Source organism: Mycolicibacterium chlorophenolicum, from assembly GCF_001044235.1.
Lineage (GTDB): Bacteria > Actinomycetota > Actinomycetes > Mycobacteriales > Mycobacteriaceae > Mycobacterium > Mycobacterium chlorophenolicum.
This window is the reverse complement of the sequence record NZ_JYNL01000011.1, coordinates 1-12,704: the sequence shown is the minus strand read 5'-3', so window position 1 is coordinate 12,704 and position 12,704 is coordinate 1. Positions and strand designations below refer to the sequence as shown.

Genomic DNA, 12,704 nt, shown 5'->3' with positions numbered 1-12,704 from the left:
GGACATTCGCCGATGCTGATCGCCGACGTCTCCGACACCGGAGCGCCGCACCGCACAGCGTCCACCCCGCCGCGGCGTAGGTGGCGCTCGCACGGCACCGACGGGGTGACGGGCTGGGCGCTGGTCACCCCGGCGGTGGTGCTGATCGGGATCTTCGGTCTGCTGCCGGTGCTGATGTCGCTGCAGCTGTCGTTCCAGAAGTCGGATCTGCTCACCCCGGAGACGCCGTGGGTGGGGTGGGACAACTACCGCAAGATGGCCGACGATCCGGTGTTCCTCGACGCGATCAAGCACACGATCATCTACACCGCGCTGTTCGTGCCGGGCACGATGATCGTCGGCCTGCTGGCCGCGGCGGCGCTGAACCGGTCGGTGCGGTTCATCTCGGTGTACCGGACCGCCGCCTACATCACCATGGCGGTGTCGACGATCTCGCAGGGCATCATCTTCCTGTGGCTGACCGACCGGGACTACGGTCTGGTCAATGCCGCGCTGAACGCGGTCGGGGTGCCGTCGCAACCGTTCCTGGCGTCGCCGTCGCAGGCCATCTTCGTGATCGTCGCGATGACGATCTGGGGCTGGACCGGCTTCTCGGTGATCGTGTATCTGGCTGCGCTGCAGGGTGTTCCGCCTGAACTGCACGAGGCGGCGGCGATCGACGGGGCGAAGCCATTCACCCGGTTCCGCACCATCACCGTGCCGCTGCTGGGTCCGGCGAACCTGTTCCTGCTGGTGTGGCTGACCATCAACGCGCTGCAGTTGTTCGACGAGGTGTACGCCACCACCCGCGGCGGCCCGCTGCGGGCCACCACGGTGATCGTCTACTACCTGTGGGATCAGGCGTTCGTGCACTTCGATGCCGGTTACGCCGCGGCGATGGCCTACGCGCTGTTCGTCGTCATCCTGATCGTCACCGCGGTGCAGTTCCGGCTCGCCCGCAGATATGCGCACCACCCATGACGACGATGACGGCGACGACGCGCCGGCGGCTGCCGTTCAGCCCCTGGCATCTGGTGCTGATCCCGCTGAGCTTCCTGCTGCTCGTGCCGCTGCTGTGGATGCTGATCACCTCGCTGGAGACCGAGGGGGAGGCCAATCACTTCCCGCCGGTGCTGTTTCCGGCCAAGCCCCGGTTCGCGAATTACACCGAGGCGTGGGCGCAGGCGCCGTTCGGGCACTTCTTCCTCAACAGCCTGACGGTGACCGCGGTGGTGCTCGTCAGCAACCTGGTGGTGTGCAGCCTCGCGGGATATGCGTTCGCGCGCATCCGCTTCCTGGGGCGCGGCGCGCTGTTCGTCACGTTGATGGCGACGCTGATGGTGCCGTTCCAGGTGACGATGATCCCGGTGTTCCTGATCGTGAAGTGGTTCGGCGACAACGTGTGGGAGGGCCTGGGCATCGACCACATCGGCGCGCTGATGCTGCCCAACCTGGCGACCGCGTTCGGGATCTTCTTCCTGCGCCAGTTCTTCCAGACGGTGCCGGTGGAACTCGAGGAGGCCGCCCGCGTCGACGGCACCTCCCGGCTCGGGGTGTTGTTCAAGATCGTGCTGCCGCTGTCGCTTCCGGCGATGTCGACGCTGGCCGCGTTGACGGTGCTGACGTCGTGGAACGACTTCCTGTGGCCGCTGATCGTCATCACCTCGCAGGATCAGATGACGATCCCGTTGGGGCTGAGCTATTTCCAGGGCGCGCATCATGTGCAGTGGCCGCTGCTGATGGCGGCCAACGTGATGAGCCTGCTGCCGATGTTGCTGGTGTTCGTCATCGCGCAGCGGTATTTCGTGCAGTCCGTGGCCAGTACCGGGATCAAGGGGTAGGGCGTTGGCAGAAGTCGAATTCCGTGAGGTGTCCCGGACGTATCCGGGTGGCGTCACCGCGCTCAACGGGCTGAACCTGACCGTGGGTGACGGCGAGTTCCTGATCCTGGTGGGTCCGTCCGGGTGCGGCAAGAGCACCGCGCTGCGGCTGCTGGCCGGGCTGGACAAGCCCACGGCGGGGGAGATCCGCATCGGCGGGCAGGTGGTCAACACGCTGGGGCCGGGGCAGCGCGACATCGCGATGGTGTTCCAGAACTACGCGCTGTATCCGCACATGACCGTGTACCGCAACCTGGCCTACGGGCTGAAGCAGCGTAAGACCCCGCGGGCGGAGATCGAGCGCCGCGTGCGGGAGACGGCCGAGCTGCTGCAGATCGGGGAGCTGCTGGACCGCAAGCCCGGTCAGCTCTCCGGCGGGCAGCGCCAGCGGGTCGCGATGGGCCGCGCGCTGGTGCGTGATCCGCAGGCCTTCCTGCTCGACGAGCCGCTGTCGAATCTGGATGCCAAGCTGCGCAACCAGGTTCGCGGCGACCTGAAGCGGCTGCACCGCGAGGTGCCGGTCACGTCGGTGTACGTCACGCACGATCAGGTGGAGGCGATGACGCTGGGCGACCGGCTGTGCGTGATGGCCGGCGGCGAGGTGCAGCAGATCGGCAGCACCGACGACGTCTACCACCGGCCGGCCAACACCTTCGTCGCCGCATTCATGGGCAGCCCGCCGATGAACCTGCTGCCGGGCGTGGTCCGTTCGGGTGCACTGCATCTCGGCGGGGCGGAGCTGCACGCGGTGCCGTGCCCGGACGGCCCGGTCACGGTCGGGGTGCGGCCGGAGCATCTACAGCTGGGCGGCGCCCAGGCGGACGGCGCGGTGCCGGCCCGGGTGGATTTCGTCGAACCGCTGGGCAGCCACGTGCTGATGACGGCGCTGGTCGACACGCCGGATCCGACGCGGGTGATCGCGCAGGCGCCGCCCGGGACGGCGCTCGAGGCCGGCACGCCGGTCGGGCTGCTGGTGCCGCCGGAGCGGACCTATCTGTTCGACGCCGAGACGGGGGACGCGGTGCGCTGACGGTCAGGAGCGACTGTCGCGCTTGGCTTGTCGTCGGGCGCCCGCTGCCGTCGATGCCGCGTCGCGTTTCTTGCGTCCAGGGTTGGCCCGCGTGTCATCTGACCGGGGTGCCCTGCTCGCGCGGACCTTGCCGCGCTCACGTGGGGTCGGGGTGCTCGGTGCGGGCGTCTGTTGGGCGCGGGCGAGGCGTTCGGCCTTGAGTTCGACGGCGCTGCGCCGTGCGACCTGGGCGAGTTGTCTGCTGACCCGGCTCAGTGCGTCCTCGAAGATCTCAGCGCGATCGGCGTTGCGGTCGTTGGCTTCTTTGGCCGCGGCCCGTGATCCCTTGGTGCCGACTTTCACGGCTCCGGCGCGGCGGTACTTCCCGACGTGCTTGTTGCGGGCGCGGCGCACGCGAGCGTGCAACTCGAGCAGGTCGTCCTCGTCCAGGTCGGCCATCTGCCGGGGTTCTGTCGCGCGGACGACCTGGAAGTCGGCTTCGCTCAGGGACTGGAGCAGCTTCTGCATGGCGGGAGCGTACGCGCAGGAACGTCCCGTCAGTCAGCGTTCGGGACAACGGTCATGCGTTCACCAGCCGCCGATGCCGGGGCCGACGCGCACACCCTTGAAGCCGCCGGCCGTGGTGCCGGGCGTCGCGACCGGGGACTGGCGGATGGCCCCGCCGGCGGGGGCCAGGATGTACCCGTCGCGCACCTCGCCCTGGGTGGAGTCGCGGCGGACGTCGCCGGCCTGCGGGCTCTTCACCCATGGGCTGGGCTTGATGTCGTCGGCCTTGGCCAGTGCGCTGCCGAAGCTCAGGGCGCCCGCAGTCATGGCTGCGGCCAGTGCGACGAGCGTCAGCGCCGATCGCTTGGTCATCGACATGGTCAACGTGCCCCCCTTGATAGGTGTTTGCTCAGTGCGTCGTCCCCCGAGCGCCAGACGTTACCGGAGTGACTGCTGTTCTGTACGGGCTATCCCCGGAGCCGGTGTTTGCCGGCCGTGTGCGGGAGACTTCCCTGATGTCCTCCATGCAGTCCCCGGCAGCGCGGGTCTTCAACGCCCTCAGCGACGTACTGCGCCGTCCGGCGATGCGGCCCGTCACCCGGACGTTCAGCACGCTGCACGCCGTCGCCTACCGGCTCACCGGGGGCCGCGCGCAGAACCACAAGTACCCGACGATGCTGCTGACCGTCACCGGCCGCAAGACCGGCAAGCCGCGCACGGTGCCCGTCATCTACATCAAGGAGGGCGACCGCTTCGTCATCGCCGCGGCGTATTCGGGCAGCGACACCGACCCGGTGTGGTGGCGCAACCTGCAGGCGAATCCGACAGCAACCCTGGACGTCAACGGGGAGACGATCCGCGTCGACGCGGCACTCGCCACCGACGAGGAGAGGCCGGACCTGTGGCGGCGGCTGGTCGAGATGTACCCCTACTTCACCGAATACCAGAAGCGGACGACGCGGGAGATCCCGGTGATCGTGTTGACTCCTCGCTGATCACTGGAGCCGGCTCCGGCCCGCACCAGTGGCTTCCGCCCTGACGTTTGGCGCGGTACATGGCCCGGTCGGCGCGCTCGAGGGCTTCGTCGATGGCATCCGGCGTGAGCATGGCGATACCGATGCAGATGGTGCCCGGAGACAGAGCCTCGACGCGCTCCACCAATGTCTGCGCCATCTGTTGGGCCTGCGCCGGAGTCGTCCGAGGAAGCAGCACGGCGAACTCGTCGCCACCGATCCGGGCGAGAACGTCGGACAGACGCAGTCGCCGGCTGATGATGTCGGCGACGTTCCTCAGGTAGGCGTCACCCGCGCCGTGACCGTGTTGATCGTTGACCTGCTTGAGACCATCGAGGTCGATCATGAACACGGCTGCCTCGTCGACGTTCGAGTGCCGGCTTGCCCGCACCTTGTAACGCCGCAGCTCCTCCTCGAACCTGTTGCGGTTGTAGACGCCCGTGAGGGTGTCGAGCGTCGCCTGCCGTCGCAGCTGTTCCTCATCGCGGCGGCGCGCGGAGATGTCCTCGATGTGGGAGATGAATGCTTGCGGCTCGCCGGAGTCGTCGTGGACCAGGAAGACGGAGAGCCGCACCCAGACGACGTGTCCGTCCCTGGAGTAGTACCGCTTGTCCATCTGGTAGCTGGCGATCTCGCCGGCGAGGAGTCGCGACGCCTCGGCGAGGTCGATATCGAGGTCATCCGGATGGGTGATGTCCTGGAACGTCAGTCTGGTCAGGTCCTCGGGCTGGTACCCGGCGATGCGGCAGAACTCCCGGTTGACCTTGTGAAAGCTTCCGTCGAGCCCGATGACGGCCATGCCGATCGGGGCGTTCGCGAAGGCCGCCGCGAAGGTCGCGTCGAGGCCCCCCGGCGCGGCGGCGGACGGCATCGCGACGTCGATCGATGTCGGGCGTTCTCCGATCTGCTGCTCGAGCACCGCGTGCACCTGGACGTTCTCCATCGCCACCGAGGTCACGTCGGCCAGCGCCTGCAACAGGGCCAGCTCGTGCTGAGTGGGGCGCCGACGCTGCGCCCAGTACGCGCCGAGGGCGCCGACGGGATCCCGCCGGCGGATCGGCACCATGGCCAGGCTCTTCACGAAGGTCGGACGGTAGGCGTCATGGGGGACGCGCTCGTCGGCGTAGATGTCGGGAATCACCGCGGGTTGCTTGTGCACCATCACCCATCCGCTGACGCACGCCTCCATAGGGAAGCGCCTGCCCTTCCACAGCGGCGTGACCGCGTCCTCGTCGGCATAGAAGCACATGTCACGGTCCCGGATCACGACCGTGGCCCCGTCGCAGCCGAGTACCTCCCGCGCGGTGGAGGCGACGATCCGTTGCACCTCGCTCGCGGTCCGTGACAGCGACAATTCCTGGATGACGTCGGTCAGCCGCGTCATCCCCCGCACATAGTCGGCTTCGGAGAAGTGCGGTGGTTGGTCATCGGCGGCAAGCTGCGGCTGCCCGTCGATCGGCAATGCGCCCGGTGTCATCGGAAGACCCCCTCGAGACGTCGGCACACCCGTAGGAGTCCAGCGTAGTGCGTCGCTCAGCCTTGGAGCCGGCGTTTGATCCGGGTCAGCATCGCCGACATGCCGCGCAAGCGCAGCGGGCTGATCAGCGCGCCCAGCCCGAGGTCGGTGTAGAAGTCGTCGGGCACGGCGAGGATGTCGTCGGCCGACTGCCCGTCCAGGCCGGCCGCCAGGATCGCGGCGAACCCGCGGGTGGTGGGAGCTTCGGCCGGCGCGCTGAAGTGCAGCCGCACGTGCTCACGGTCGCCGGCGTCGACGTGGAGGAACAGGGGGGACTGGCACTCGGGTACCGGTTCCATTGCCGCCTCCTCCAAATCCGAAGGCAGCGGCGGTAACTCGTTGGCGAACTCCAGCAGCATCGCGAGCTTGTCCTGGCCTTCGACCTCCTGAAAGTCGGAGACCACCTCGGCCAGCGCGGCCGGCATGCTCACGGCGCCTCGCCCGGCTCTTCCCCGACAGCGACGGGCACCCGCACCGCGTTGCCCCACTCGGTCCACGAGCCGTCGTAGTTGCGGACGTTCTCGCGGCCGAGCAGATGGGTCAGCACGAACCAGGTGTGGCTGGACCGTTCGCCGATGCGGCAGTAGGCGATGGTGTTCACATCGGGCTGGAGGAAGCCGTACAGCTCGTCGAGTTCGGCGCGGCTGCGGAACTTTCCGTTGTCCTGCGCGGCCTTGGCCCACGGCACCGACACGGCGGTCGGGATGTGGCCACCGCGCAGCGCGCCCTCTTCGGGGTAGTCCGGCATGTGGGTGCGCTCGCCGGTGTACTCCTGCGGGGAGCGGACGTCGATCAGCGGTTCCTTGCCCAGCGCGGCGAGGACGTCGTCCTTGAACGCGCGGATCGGGGCGTCGTTGCGTTCGACGACGGGGTAGCCGGTGGTCTGCTTGGACGGGACGTCGAGCGTGGTGTCGCGGCCGTCGTTGATCCACAGCGAGCGGCCGCCGTCGAGCAGGCGCACATCGGGGTGGCCGAACAGCGTGAACACCCACAGCGCGTAGGCGGCCCACCAGTTGCTCTTGTCGCCGTAGATGACGACGGTGTCGTCGCGGGAGATGCCCTTGCGGTTCATCAGGTCGGCGAACTGCTCGCCGGTGATGTAGTCGCGCACGTGCGGGTCGTTGAGGTCGGTGTGCCAGTCGATCTTCACCGCTCCCGGGATGTGGCCGGTGTCGTAGAGCAGCACGTCCTCGTCGGACTCGACGATGGCCAGGCCCGGCCGGCCGAGGTTGCCCGACAGCCAGTCGGCCGTGACCAGCCGTTCGGGGTGGGCGTAGGACTGCAGAGCAGGCGTGGGATCAGGCGGTAGCGGCACGGGAGTCAGCCTACCGGCGAGCGGCTACGCCTTCCTCACGCAACAGGGGCGAGGACGACGGCCGCGTTGTGCCCTCCCATGCCCAGCGAGGTCTTCAGCGTCAGCCCCGTCCGCATCGGCGTGAGTCCGTCCAGCAGGCGGGGATGGCCGGGGGCGACGGTCGGCGGGGCGGGCACCTGCTGCTGGCCGTAGCCGAGCGCCGCCGCGGCGACCTCGACGGCGGCCGCGGCGCCCTGGCAGTGCCCCGTCAGCGGCTTGACCGAATAGATGTGGGCCGTGCCGCCGAGCACCTCGTCGAGGACCGCCGCCTCGACGGTGTCGCACTGCTGGGTGCCGGGTCCGTGCGCGTTCATGTAGGTGATGTCGGCGGCGTCGACGCCGGAGGACGCCAGCGCGTCGAGCACGCAGCGGTCCACCTCGGTCCGGGACGGATCGACCGAGGTGAGATGGAAGGCGTCGTGCGACATCGCCCCGCCGAGCACGTGCACGTAGGGCGCGTCGCTACGTCGGGACAGCACGAACGCGACGGCGGCCTCGCCGGCCGGGAAGCCGCGGCTGCCCTCCTGGAACGGACGGCAGGCGTCCAGCGGATCGGTGTCGACGACACCGACGCCGAGCCGGACGAAGTGCTCGACGTTCTCCGGGGTCAGTGACAGGTCGGTGGAGACGAACACGACGTCGTCGACGATGCCCGCGTCCAGCCACATCTTGGCGGTGATGAGCGCGGCGTTGCCTGACGCGCACATCGCCGACACGTTCATCGCCGGGCCGTGAAAGCCGTACTCCTGCATCAACATCGACACCGGGGTCGACGGCATCAGTGTGAGATAGTCGCGGACGCGCCGGGTGGCGTGGTCCTTGAGGTAGAAGTTGCGCCAGCCCTCGACCTCGGCGATCACGACCGCGTGCAGCAGGCCCACCCGGCGCCCGGGTGTCCACCCGCGCCGGCGGGCGTCGGTGATGGCTTCGCGTGCCGCGGCGCGCAGCGCCTGGCCGAAGCGGCTCAGACCGTCGCGCGGATCGCCGTCGTCGCTGATCCGGGACAGCCAGGCGTCGTCGTTCCCGCCGGGCCCGAAGCCCGGGTACAGCGTCGCGGCCGGCTTTCCGCTCGCCAGCCCGTTCCACAATGTTTGCCGTCCCCACCCGTAGCCGGTGACAGCCCCGATTCCCGCGATGCCCATGTGCGCAGTGTTCATGTGATCTCCCCTTCGTTGTGGCGTTGCCCCCGCGGGCCCCTAGCTCGATTAACACCCATTCGCAAGCAGATCACTAGCCCAAAGGCCAGGTCGCGGCCATACTGTGAAGCGAGGCACTCGTGGCAGTGGAGTGTCAGATTTGCTGAATATGATTGTGCAGCAAATCATTTCTCAGGGGGAGTGTGAGGACAACGTCGGAATCGAGCACACAGGGCAACTCCGGACGCCACGTCGATACGGCCGAGGAGCGTTACCGTCGGCTGGTCGACCTGAGCCCGGACCCGATGTGCGTGCATTCCGACGGTCGGGTGGTCTACGTCAATCCCGCGGGGGTGCGGGGTTTCGGCGCCGACAGCGCCGAGCAATTGGTGGGGCGTCCGATCATCGACTTCGTCCATCCCGACTCAATCGGCTCGATGCTGGAACGCATCCTCGCTCTGTCGGACGAAGGCGACAGCTCACCGGCCTCCGAAGCCGTCCTGCGGCGCCTCGACGGCAGCCCGTTGGAGGTCGAGGTGGTCTCGGTGTTGACCACCTGGAACGGTGAACCCGCCTACCAGGTCATCTTCCGCGACCTGACCGCGCAGAAGGCGGCCGAGGCGGCGCTGCGCTATCAGGCGGCGTTGGTCAACCACGTCAGTGACGCGATCATCGCCACGACCGCGGACGGCATCGTCACCAGCTGGAATTCGGCCGCGGCGGCGGTGTACCGGCGTCCGGTGGAGCGTGCGCTCGGCCTGCCGCTGGTCGAAGCCGTCGACGGCGATGTCGACCTGGCGGACATCGTCGCCGGCGGCGGGGTCGTGCACGCCAGGCACCGCGCGGCGGACGGGTCTCCCGTCAACGTCCGGCTGTCGGTCGCGGCGATGGACGACGGCTATGTGGTGCTGTGTTCGGATTACACGGCGCAGCGGCGCGCGGAGGTCCACTTCGAATCCGTCGTACGGTCCCTGCACGACGGAGTCATCGTGCTCGACCGCCACGGGAAACCGCAGTCGATCAACCCGGCGGCCCGCCACATCCTGCGGCTGGGCACTGCGGGTCTGGTCGCCGACTACACCAGCGGCGCGCTCACGTTTCCGGTCTTCAACTACCGGGGCGTCAAGATCGGCGACAACGAACTGGGTTCTGTGAAGCTGATGTTCGCCAACGCCCCACTGGAGAACATGGTCGTGGGCGTCGAGAGGGCGGACGGCACCCACGCATGGCTGTCGGTCAACTGCTGTCTGCTGGACCCAGCAGACACGGAGAACTCCGCGCTACTCGTCTCGTTCGCCGACATCACCGCAGAACACAACGCCAAAGCCCACCTTGCCTATCAGGCGCACCATGATCCGCTGACGGGGCTGCCCAACCGCGCGCAGATCGAGGCGAGGCTCGCGCGGGCGGAGAAGCCGGGTGCCCCGCACCTTTCGGCGGTGTTGTTCGTCGATCTGGACGACCTCAAGGCCATCAACGACGATCTGGGCCATCACGCCGGCGACGGTGCGCTGCGGGAAACCGCGCGACGGCTGCGCAACAGCGTGCGCGACGGCGATTTCGTGGGCCGGCTCAGTGGCGACGAGTTCGTGGTGCTGCTGTACGGATGCCTGGACCGCGCGGCGCTGGAAGGCCTCACCGCGCGTATGCACGGCGAGTTCGCGGAACCGATCTATGTCAGCGGCAGGCTTCGCAGGGTCAGTGTCAGCATCGGGGTCACCGAGCTGTCGGCCGCGGACGAGCGCGACGTCGAGGACATCCTGCGCGACGCGGACGCGGCGATGTACCAGGCCAAGATCCTGCGCCGGGGAACGTCTTTCGCGTGACGTCGACGCCGCTAACCGGCGGCGCTGTCGGGCAGACGTTTCAGGAGGCTGCGGGCCGCCGCCGCGACGCGGGTGCGGTCGAAGGTGATCACCGACTCGAAGCGCCGGTCGCCGTCAAGGACCGGCGGGTGCTCGCCGGGCTGTTCGCGCGCGATCAGCGCCGCAGCGGTGTCGGGCCCGAGCACCAGCACGGTCCATTCGGTGGCCAGGGGATCGTCGGGAGTGACGGCCACACCTCGAATGCCCGGTTCGGGTTCGTCGGGAACACCCTCGCCGAACACCACGACCAGGGGTGAGCGCTGCGCGATCTGCGTGTACATGTCGCGGGTCGCGCCGCCGAAGTTGCCCGCGTGCTGCACGGTCGCCAACACCATCGGGGTGCTGTCGGCGGTCAGGGCCAGACGTTCGATGTGCCGGCACAGTTCGTGCAGCGTCTGCTTGCGCACCGTCCGCTGCACCAGACCCGGGGTGGCCAGCTCGAACACCGAGGGGCTGGTCGACTCCGGCGTGCGTGACGTCCACGAGGGTAGCGCCCGGACGTCGGGCACGGTGGTCAGCGCGCCGGGATGGCCGAAGAGGTAACCCTGGCCCAGGGTGGCGCCGTAGGCCAGTGCCTGTTCGAGGTGCAGTTCGGTTTCGATGCCCTCGGCCAGAATGGTCGCGCCGGTCCGTTCGTGGTGACCGATGATCGCGGCGACGGTGCGCGCCTGGACGTCGTCGGGTTGGTGCTGCACCAGCCCCATGTCCAGTTTGAGGATCTCCGGGGCGATGATGTCCAGCAGCGCCAGCGAATCACGTTGGGCGCCAATGTCATCGAGACCGATCATGAAGCCGTGTGCGCGCAGCGCGTCCAACTTGCGCAGCAGCGCGCGGGGGTTGTCCAGCAATCCGCGCTCGGTGAGCTCGAACATCAGGTGGAAGGCGCCGGCCGCCTCGGCGACGGCGTCGTCGTCGAGGTCCAGATCTTCCGTCGACGGTTCGCAGTTGATCAGCAGCAGCATTCCGGGTGTGCTGTTGCCGCGCAGTGCGGCGTCGGCGGCGCGGTGGATGCATTCCCGGTCGAGCACGTCCAACGTGCCTCTGCGGGCGGCGTGGGCAAAGACCTGCAGCGGGCCGGTCCCGTCGAGTTGGGGCCACCGCGCCAGTGCTTCGTATCCGACGACGGTCCCGCCGGGAAGTGACACGACCTGTTGAAAGCTCGGAATCAGGCCACTACCCAACGCGGCATCGTCGAGGAGGTCCGTCACTGTTCGCCTTGTTTTCGGGGGATTGACGTCCACCCTAGCTAGCCTTACGGGGGCTGGGGCAAACCCCGCGCCGAGATGTTGCGTGGTCGTTACTCGAGATGGCCGCAGCAGGGCAGGGCGGGGTGGGTCTGTTCGTAGCGGTCGGGGCGGGCGGCAAAGGTGATGACGGACAGGGTGATCAGCACCAGTGCGNTCGAGATGGCCGCAGCAGGGCAGGGCGGGGTGGGTCTGTTCGTAGCGGTCGGGGCGGGCGGCAAAGGTGATGACGGACAGGGTGATCAGCACCAGTGCGGCGACGGCGGCGATCTTGGTGGACCGCTCGACGTGGTAGAGGCCGTGCCGCATGTCTTCGCGGGCCTGCTGGACGGCGCCCCAACTTCCGTGTCGCAGCGGGTTTTCCAGGAAGTGGTGGCAGGCGATGGCCAGGCCGAAGGACAGGGCCAGCGCGCCGGCGTAGAAGTAGACGCTGGTGTCCATCACGGTGCCGAGCAGGACGATGACGGGCCAGGTCGGCCGCGGGCACCGCCCAGACGAAACGGTAATCGGTGGTGAACCCGGGTTCGACNGGAAGTGGTGGCAGGCGATGGCCAGGCCGAAGGACAGGGCCAGCGCGCCGGCGTAGAAGTAGACGCTGGTGTCCATCACGGTGCCGAGCAGGACGATGACCGGCCAGTGCACCAGGTAGAGCGCGTAGGACAGGTCGCCCAGATAGGTGGCGGCCGGGTTGCGCAGCAGGGGTTGGAACATCGGTTCGCTGCCGACGCCGGCGGCGATCACCAGTGCGGTGCCGGCGACGGGGAGCAGGGCCCAGGGCACGGGGAAGCCGGCGGAGTCGGGGGAGATGAGGACCAGGCCGGCGGCGATGAGGGCGATCCCGGCCCAGGACAGCAGCGGGCGCAACCAGGCCGGGGTGGTGGTGAGGACGGCGACGGCGGTGGCGAGCAGCGCGCCGACGCCGAGTTCCCAGGCGCGGGCGACGGTGTTGTAGAAGGCGCTGTGCGGGGACACCGCGGTCTGGTAGGTGGCCCAGGCCAGGGAGGCGGCGGTGAGCAGGCCGCTGGTGGCGGCGATCAGGCCGACCCAGCGGTCGCGGCTCCAGGCGCGGCGGACGACGAGCGCGGTGACCGCGAGGATCAGCAGCGGCCACAGCAGATAGAACTGCTCCTCGATGGACAGCGGCCAGTAGTGCTGGAGCGGGGAGCCGGGTTCGGCGCCCCGTGCGGCGAAGTGCCAGTTG

13 protein-coding genes are annotated in these 12,704 nt (G+C 68.6%); 5 read left to right on the top strand and 8 right to left on the bottom strand.

What is annotated here, in order from left to right:
- The first annotated feature begins 12 nt into the window (after positions 1-12).
- The 3 genes from MCHLDSM_RS06405 to MCHLDSM_RS06395 are packed head-to-tail and all read left to right on the top strand — an operon-like array spanning position 13 to position 2,889.
- Entirely contained in the window at positions 13-960 is a 948-nt protein-coding gene (locus MCHLDSM_RS06405; RefSeq protein WP_082168771.1) for a carbohydrate ABC transporter permease, read from the top strand.
- On the top strand, positions 957-1,820 hold the full coding sequence (locus tag MCHLDSM_RS06400; protein ID WP_109788759.1) for a carbohydrate ABC transporter permease: 864 nt from the start codon (positions 957-959) through the stop codon (positions 1,818-1,820). The genes MCHLDSM_RS06405 and MCHLDSM_RS06400 overlap by 4 nt, the downstream gene beginning before the upstream one ends.
- 4 nt (positions 1,821-1,824) lie before the next feature.
- Positions 1,825-2,889, top strand: a complete 1,065-nt coding sequence (locus MCHLDSM_RS06395) for an ABC transporter ATP-binding protein (protein WP_048469402.1) — start codon at positions 1,825-1,827, stop codon at positions 2,887-2,889.
- Positions 2,890-2,892: 3 nt separating this feature from the next.
- Here MCHLDSM_RS06395 and MCHLDSM_RS06390 read toward each other — a convergent pair whose 3' ends face one another.
- The gene (locus MCHLDSM_RS06390) at positions 2,893-3,396 is read right to left on the bottom strand and encodes a hypothetical protein (protein WP_048469401.1); all 504 of its coding nucleotides are present in this window, start codon (positions 3,394-3,396) and stop codon (positions 2,893-2,895) included.
- 60 nt (positions 3,397-3,456) lie between these two features.
- On the bottom strand, positions 3,457-3,747 hold the full coding sequence (locus tag MCHLDSM_RS06385; protein WP_131722608.1) for a hypothetical protein: 291 nt from the start codon (positions 3,745-3,747) through the stop codon (positions 3,457-3,459).
- A 143-nt stretch (positions 3,748-3,890) separates the two neighbouring features.
- Here MCHLDSM_RS06385 and MCHLDSM_RS06380 point away from each other — a divergent pair, with 143 nt between their 5' ends.
- The gene (locus MCHLDSM_RS06380) at positions 3,891-4,370 is read left to right on the top strand and encodes a nitroreductase family deazaflavin-dependent oxidoreductase (RefSeq protein ID WP_060937700.1); all 480 of its coding nucleotides are present in this window, start codon (positions 3,891-3,893) and stop codon (positions 4,368-4,370) included.
- Here MCHLDSM_RS06380 and MCHLDSM_RS34940 read toward each other — a convergent pair.
- The 4 genes from MCHLDSM_RS34940 to MCHLDSM_RS06360 are packed head-to-tail and all read right to left on the bottom strand — an operon-like array spanning position 4,309 to position 8,415.
- Positions 4,309-5,865 carry a sensor domain-containing diguanylate cyclase gene (locus MCHLDSM_RS34940; protein WP_053082924.1) on the bottom strand — a complete coding sequence of 519 codons (1,557 nt, stop codon included), beginning with the start codon at positions 5,863-5,865 and terminating at the stop codon, positions 4,309-4,311. The genes MCHLDSM_RS06380 and MCHLDSM_RS34940 overlap by 62 nt on opposite strands.
- Positions 5,866-5,921: 56 nt before the next feature.
- Positions 5,922-6,329 (bottom strand): SufE family protein, encoded by a 408-nt coding sequence (locus tag MCHLDSM_RS06370; RefSeq protein ID WP_174545960.1) that lies wholly within the window; start codon positions 6,327-6,329, stop codon positions 5,922-5,924.
- A 2-nt stretch (positions 6,330-6,331) separates the two neighbouring features.
- The gene (locus tag MCHLDSM_RS06365; RefSeq protein ID WP_048469398.1) at positions 6,332-7,219 is read right to left on the bottom strand and encodes a sulfurtransferase; all 888 of its coding nucleotides are present in this window, start codon (positions 7,217-7,219) and stop codon (positions 6,332-6,334) included.
- Positions 7,220-7,254: 35 nt separating this feature from the next.
- The gene (locus tag MCHLDSM_RS06360) at positions 7,255-8,415 is read right to left on the bottom strand and encodes a beta-ketoacyl synthase N-terminal-like domain-containing protein (protein ID WP_048469397.1); all 1,161 of its coding nucleotides are present in this window, start codon (positions 8,413-8,415) and stop codon (positions 7,255-7,257) included.
- Between the two features lie 182 nt (positions 8,416-8,597).
- On the opposite strand from MCHLDSM_RS06360, the gene MCHLDSM_RS06355 reads away from it, so the two are divergent.
- Positions 8,598-10,220: a sensor domain-containing diguanylate cyclase gene (locus MCHLDSM_RS06355; RefSeq protein WP_048469396.1), complete on the top strand. Its 1,623-nt coding sequence runs from the start codon at positions 8,598-8,600 to the stop codon at positions 10,218-10,220.
- 11 nt (positions 10,221-10,231) lie between these two features.
- Here MCHLDSM_RS06355 and MCHLDSM_RS06350 read toward each other — a convergent pair whose 3' ends face one another.
- Together MCHLDSM_RS06350 and MCHLDSM_RS39090 are read right to left on the bottom strand one after the other, a co-directional pair.
- On the bottom strand, positions 10,232-11,467 hold the full coding sequence (locus MCHLDSM_RS06350; protein WP_053082930.1) for a sensor domain-containing phosphodiesterase: 1,236 nt from the start codon (positions 11,465-11,467) through the stop codon (positions 10,232-10,234).
- 566 nt (positions 11,468-12,033) lie between these two features.
- A partial coding sequence (locus MCHLDSM_RS39090) for an acyltransferase family protein (protein WP_268781316.1) occupies positions 12,034-12,704 on the bottom strand: 671 nt, incomplete at both ends.

Coding starts and splice junctions, on each gene's coding strand:
- MCHLDSM_RS06390 (WP_048469401.1), bottom strand. CDS start 3,396: ATGCAGAAGCTGCTCCAGTCCCTGAGCGAAGCCGACTTCCAGGTCGTC.
- MCHLDSM_RS34940 (WP_053082924.1), bottom strand. CDS start 5,865: ATGACACCGGGCGCATTGCCGATCGACGGGCAGCCGCAGCTTGCCGCC.
- MCHLDSM_RS06385 (WP_131722608.1), bottom strand. CDS start 3,747: ATGACCAAGCGATCGGCGCTGACGCTCGTCGCACTGGCCGCAGCCATG.
- MCHLDSM_RS06405 (WP_082168771.1), top strand. CDS start 13: ATGCTGATCGCCGACGTCTCCGACACCGGAGCGCCGCACCGCACAGCG.
- MCHLDSM_RS06360 (WP_048469397.1), bottom strand. CDS start 8,415: ATGAACACTGCGCACATGGGCATCGCGGGAATCGGGGCTGTCACCGGC.
- MCHLDSM_RS06370 (WP_174545960.1), bottom strand. CDS start 6,329: ATGCCGGCCGCGCTGGCCGAGGTGGTCTCCGACTTTCAGGAGGTCGAA.
- MCHLDSM_RS06380 (WP_060937700.1), top strand. CDS start 3,891: ATGTCCTCCATGCAGTCCCCGGCAGCGCGGGTCTTCAACGCCCTCAGC.
- MCHLDSM_RS06400 (WP_109788759.1), top strand. CDS start 957: ATGACGACGATGACGGCGACGACGCGCCGGCGGCTGCCGTTCAGCCCC.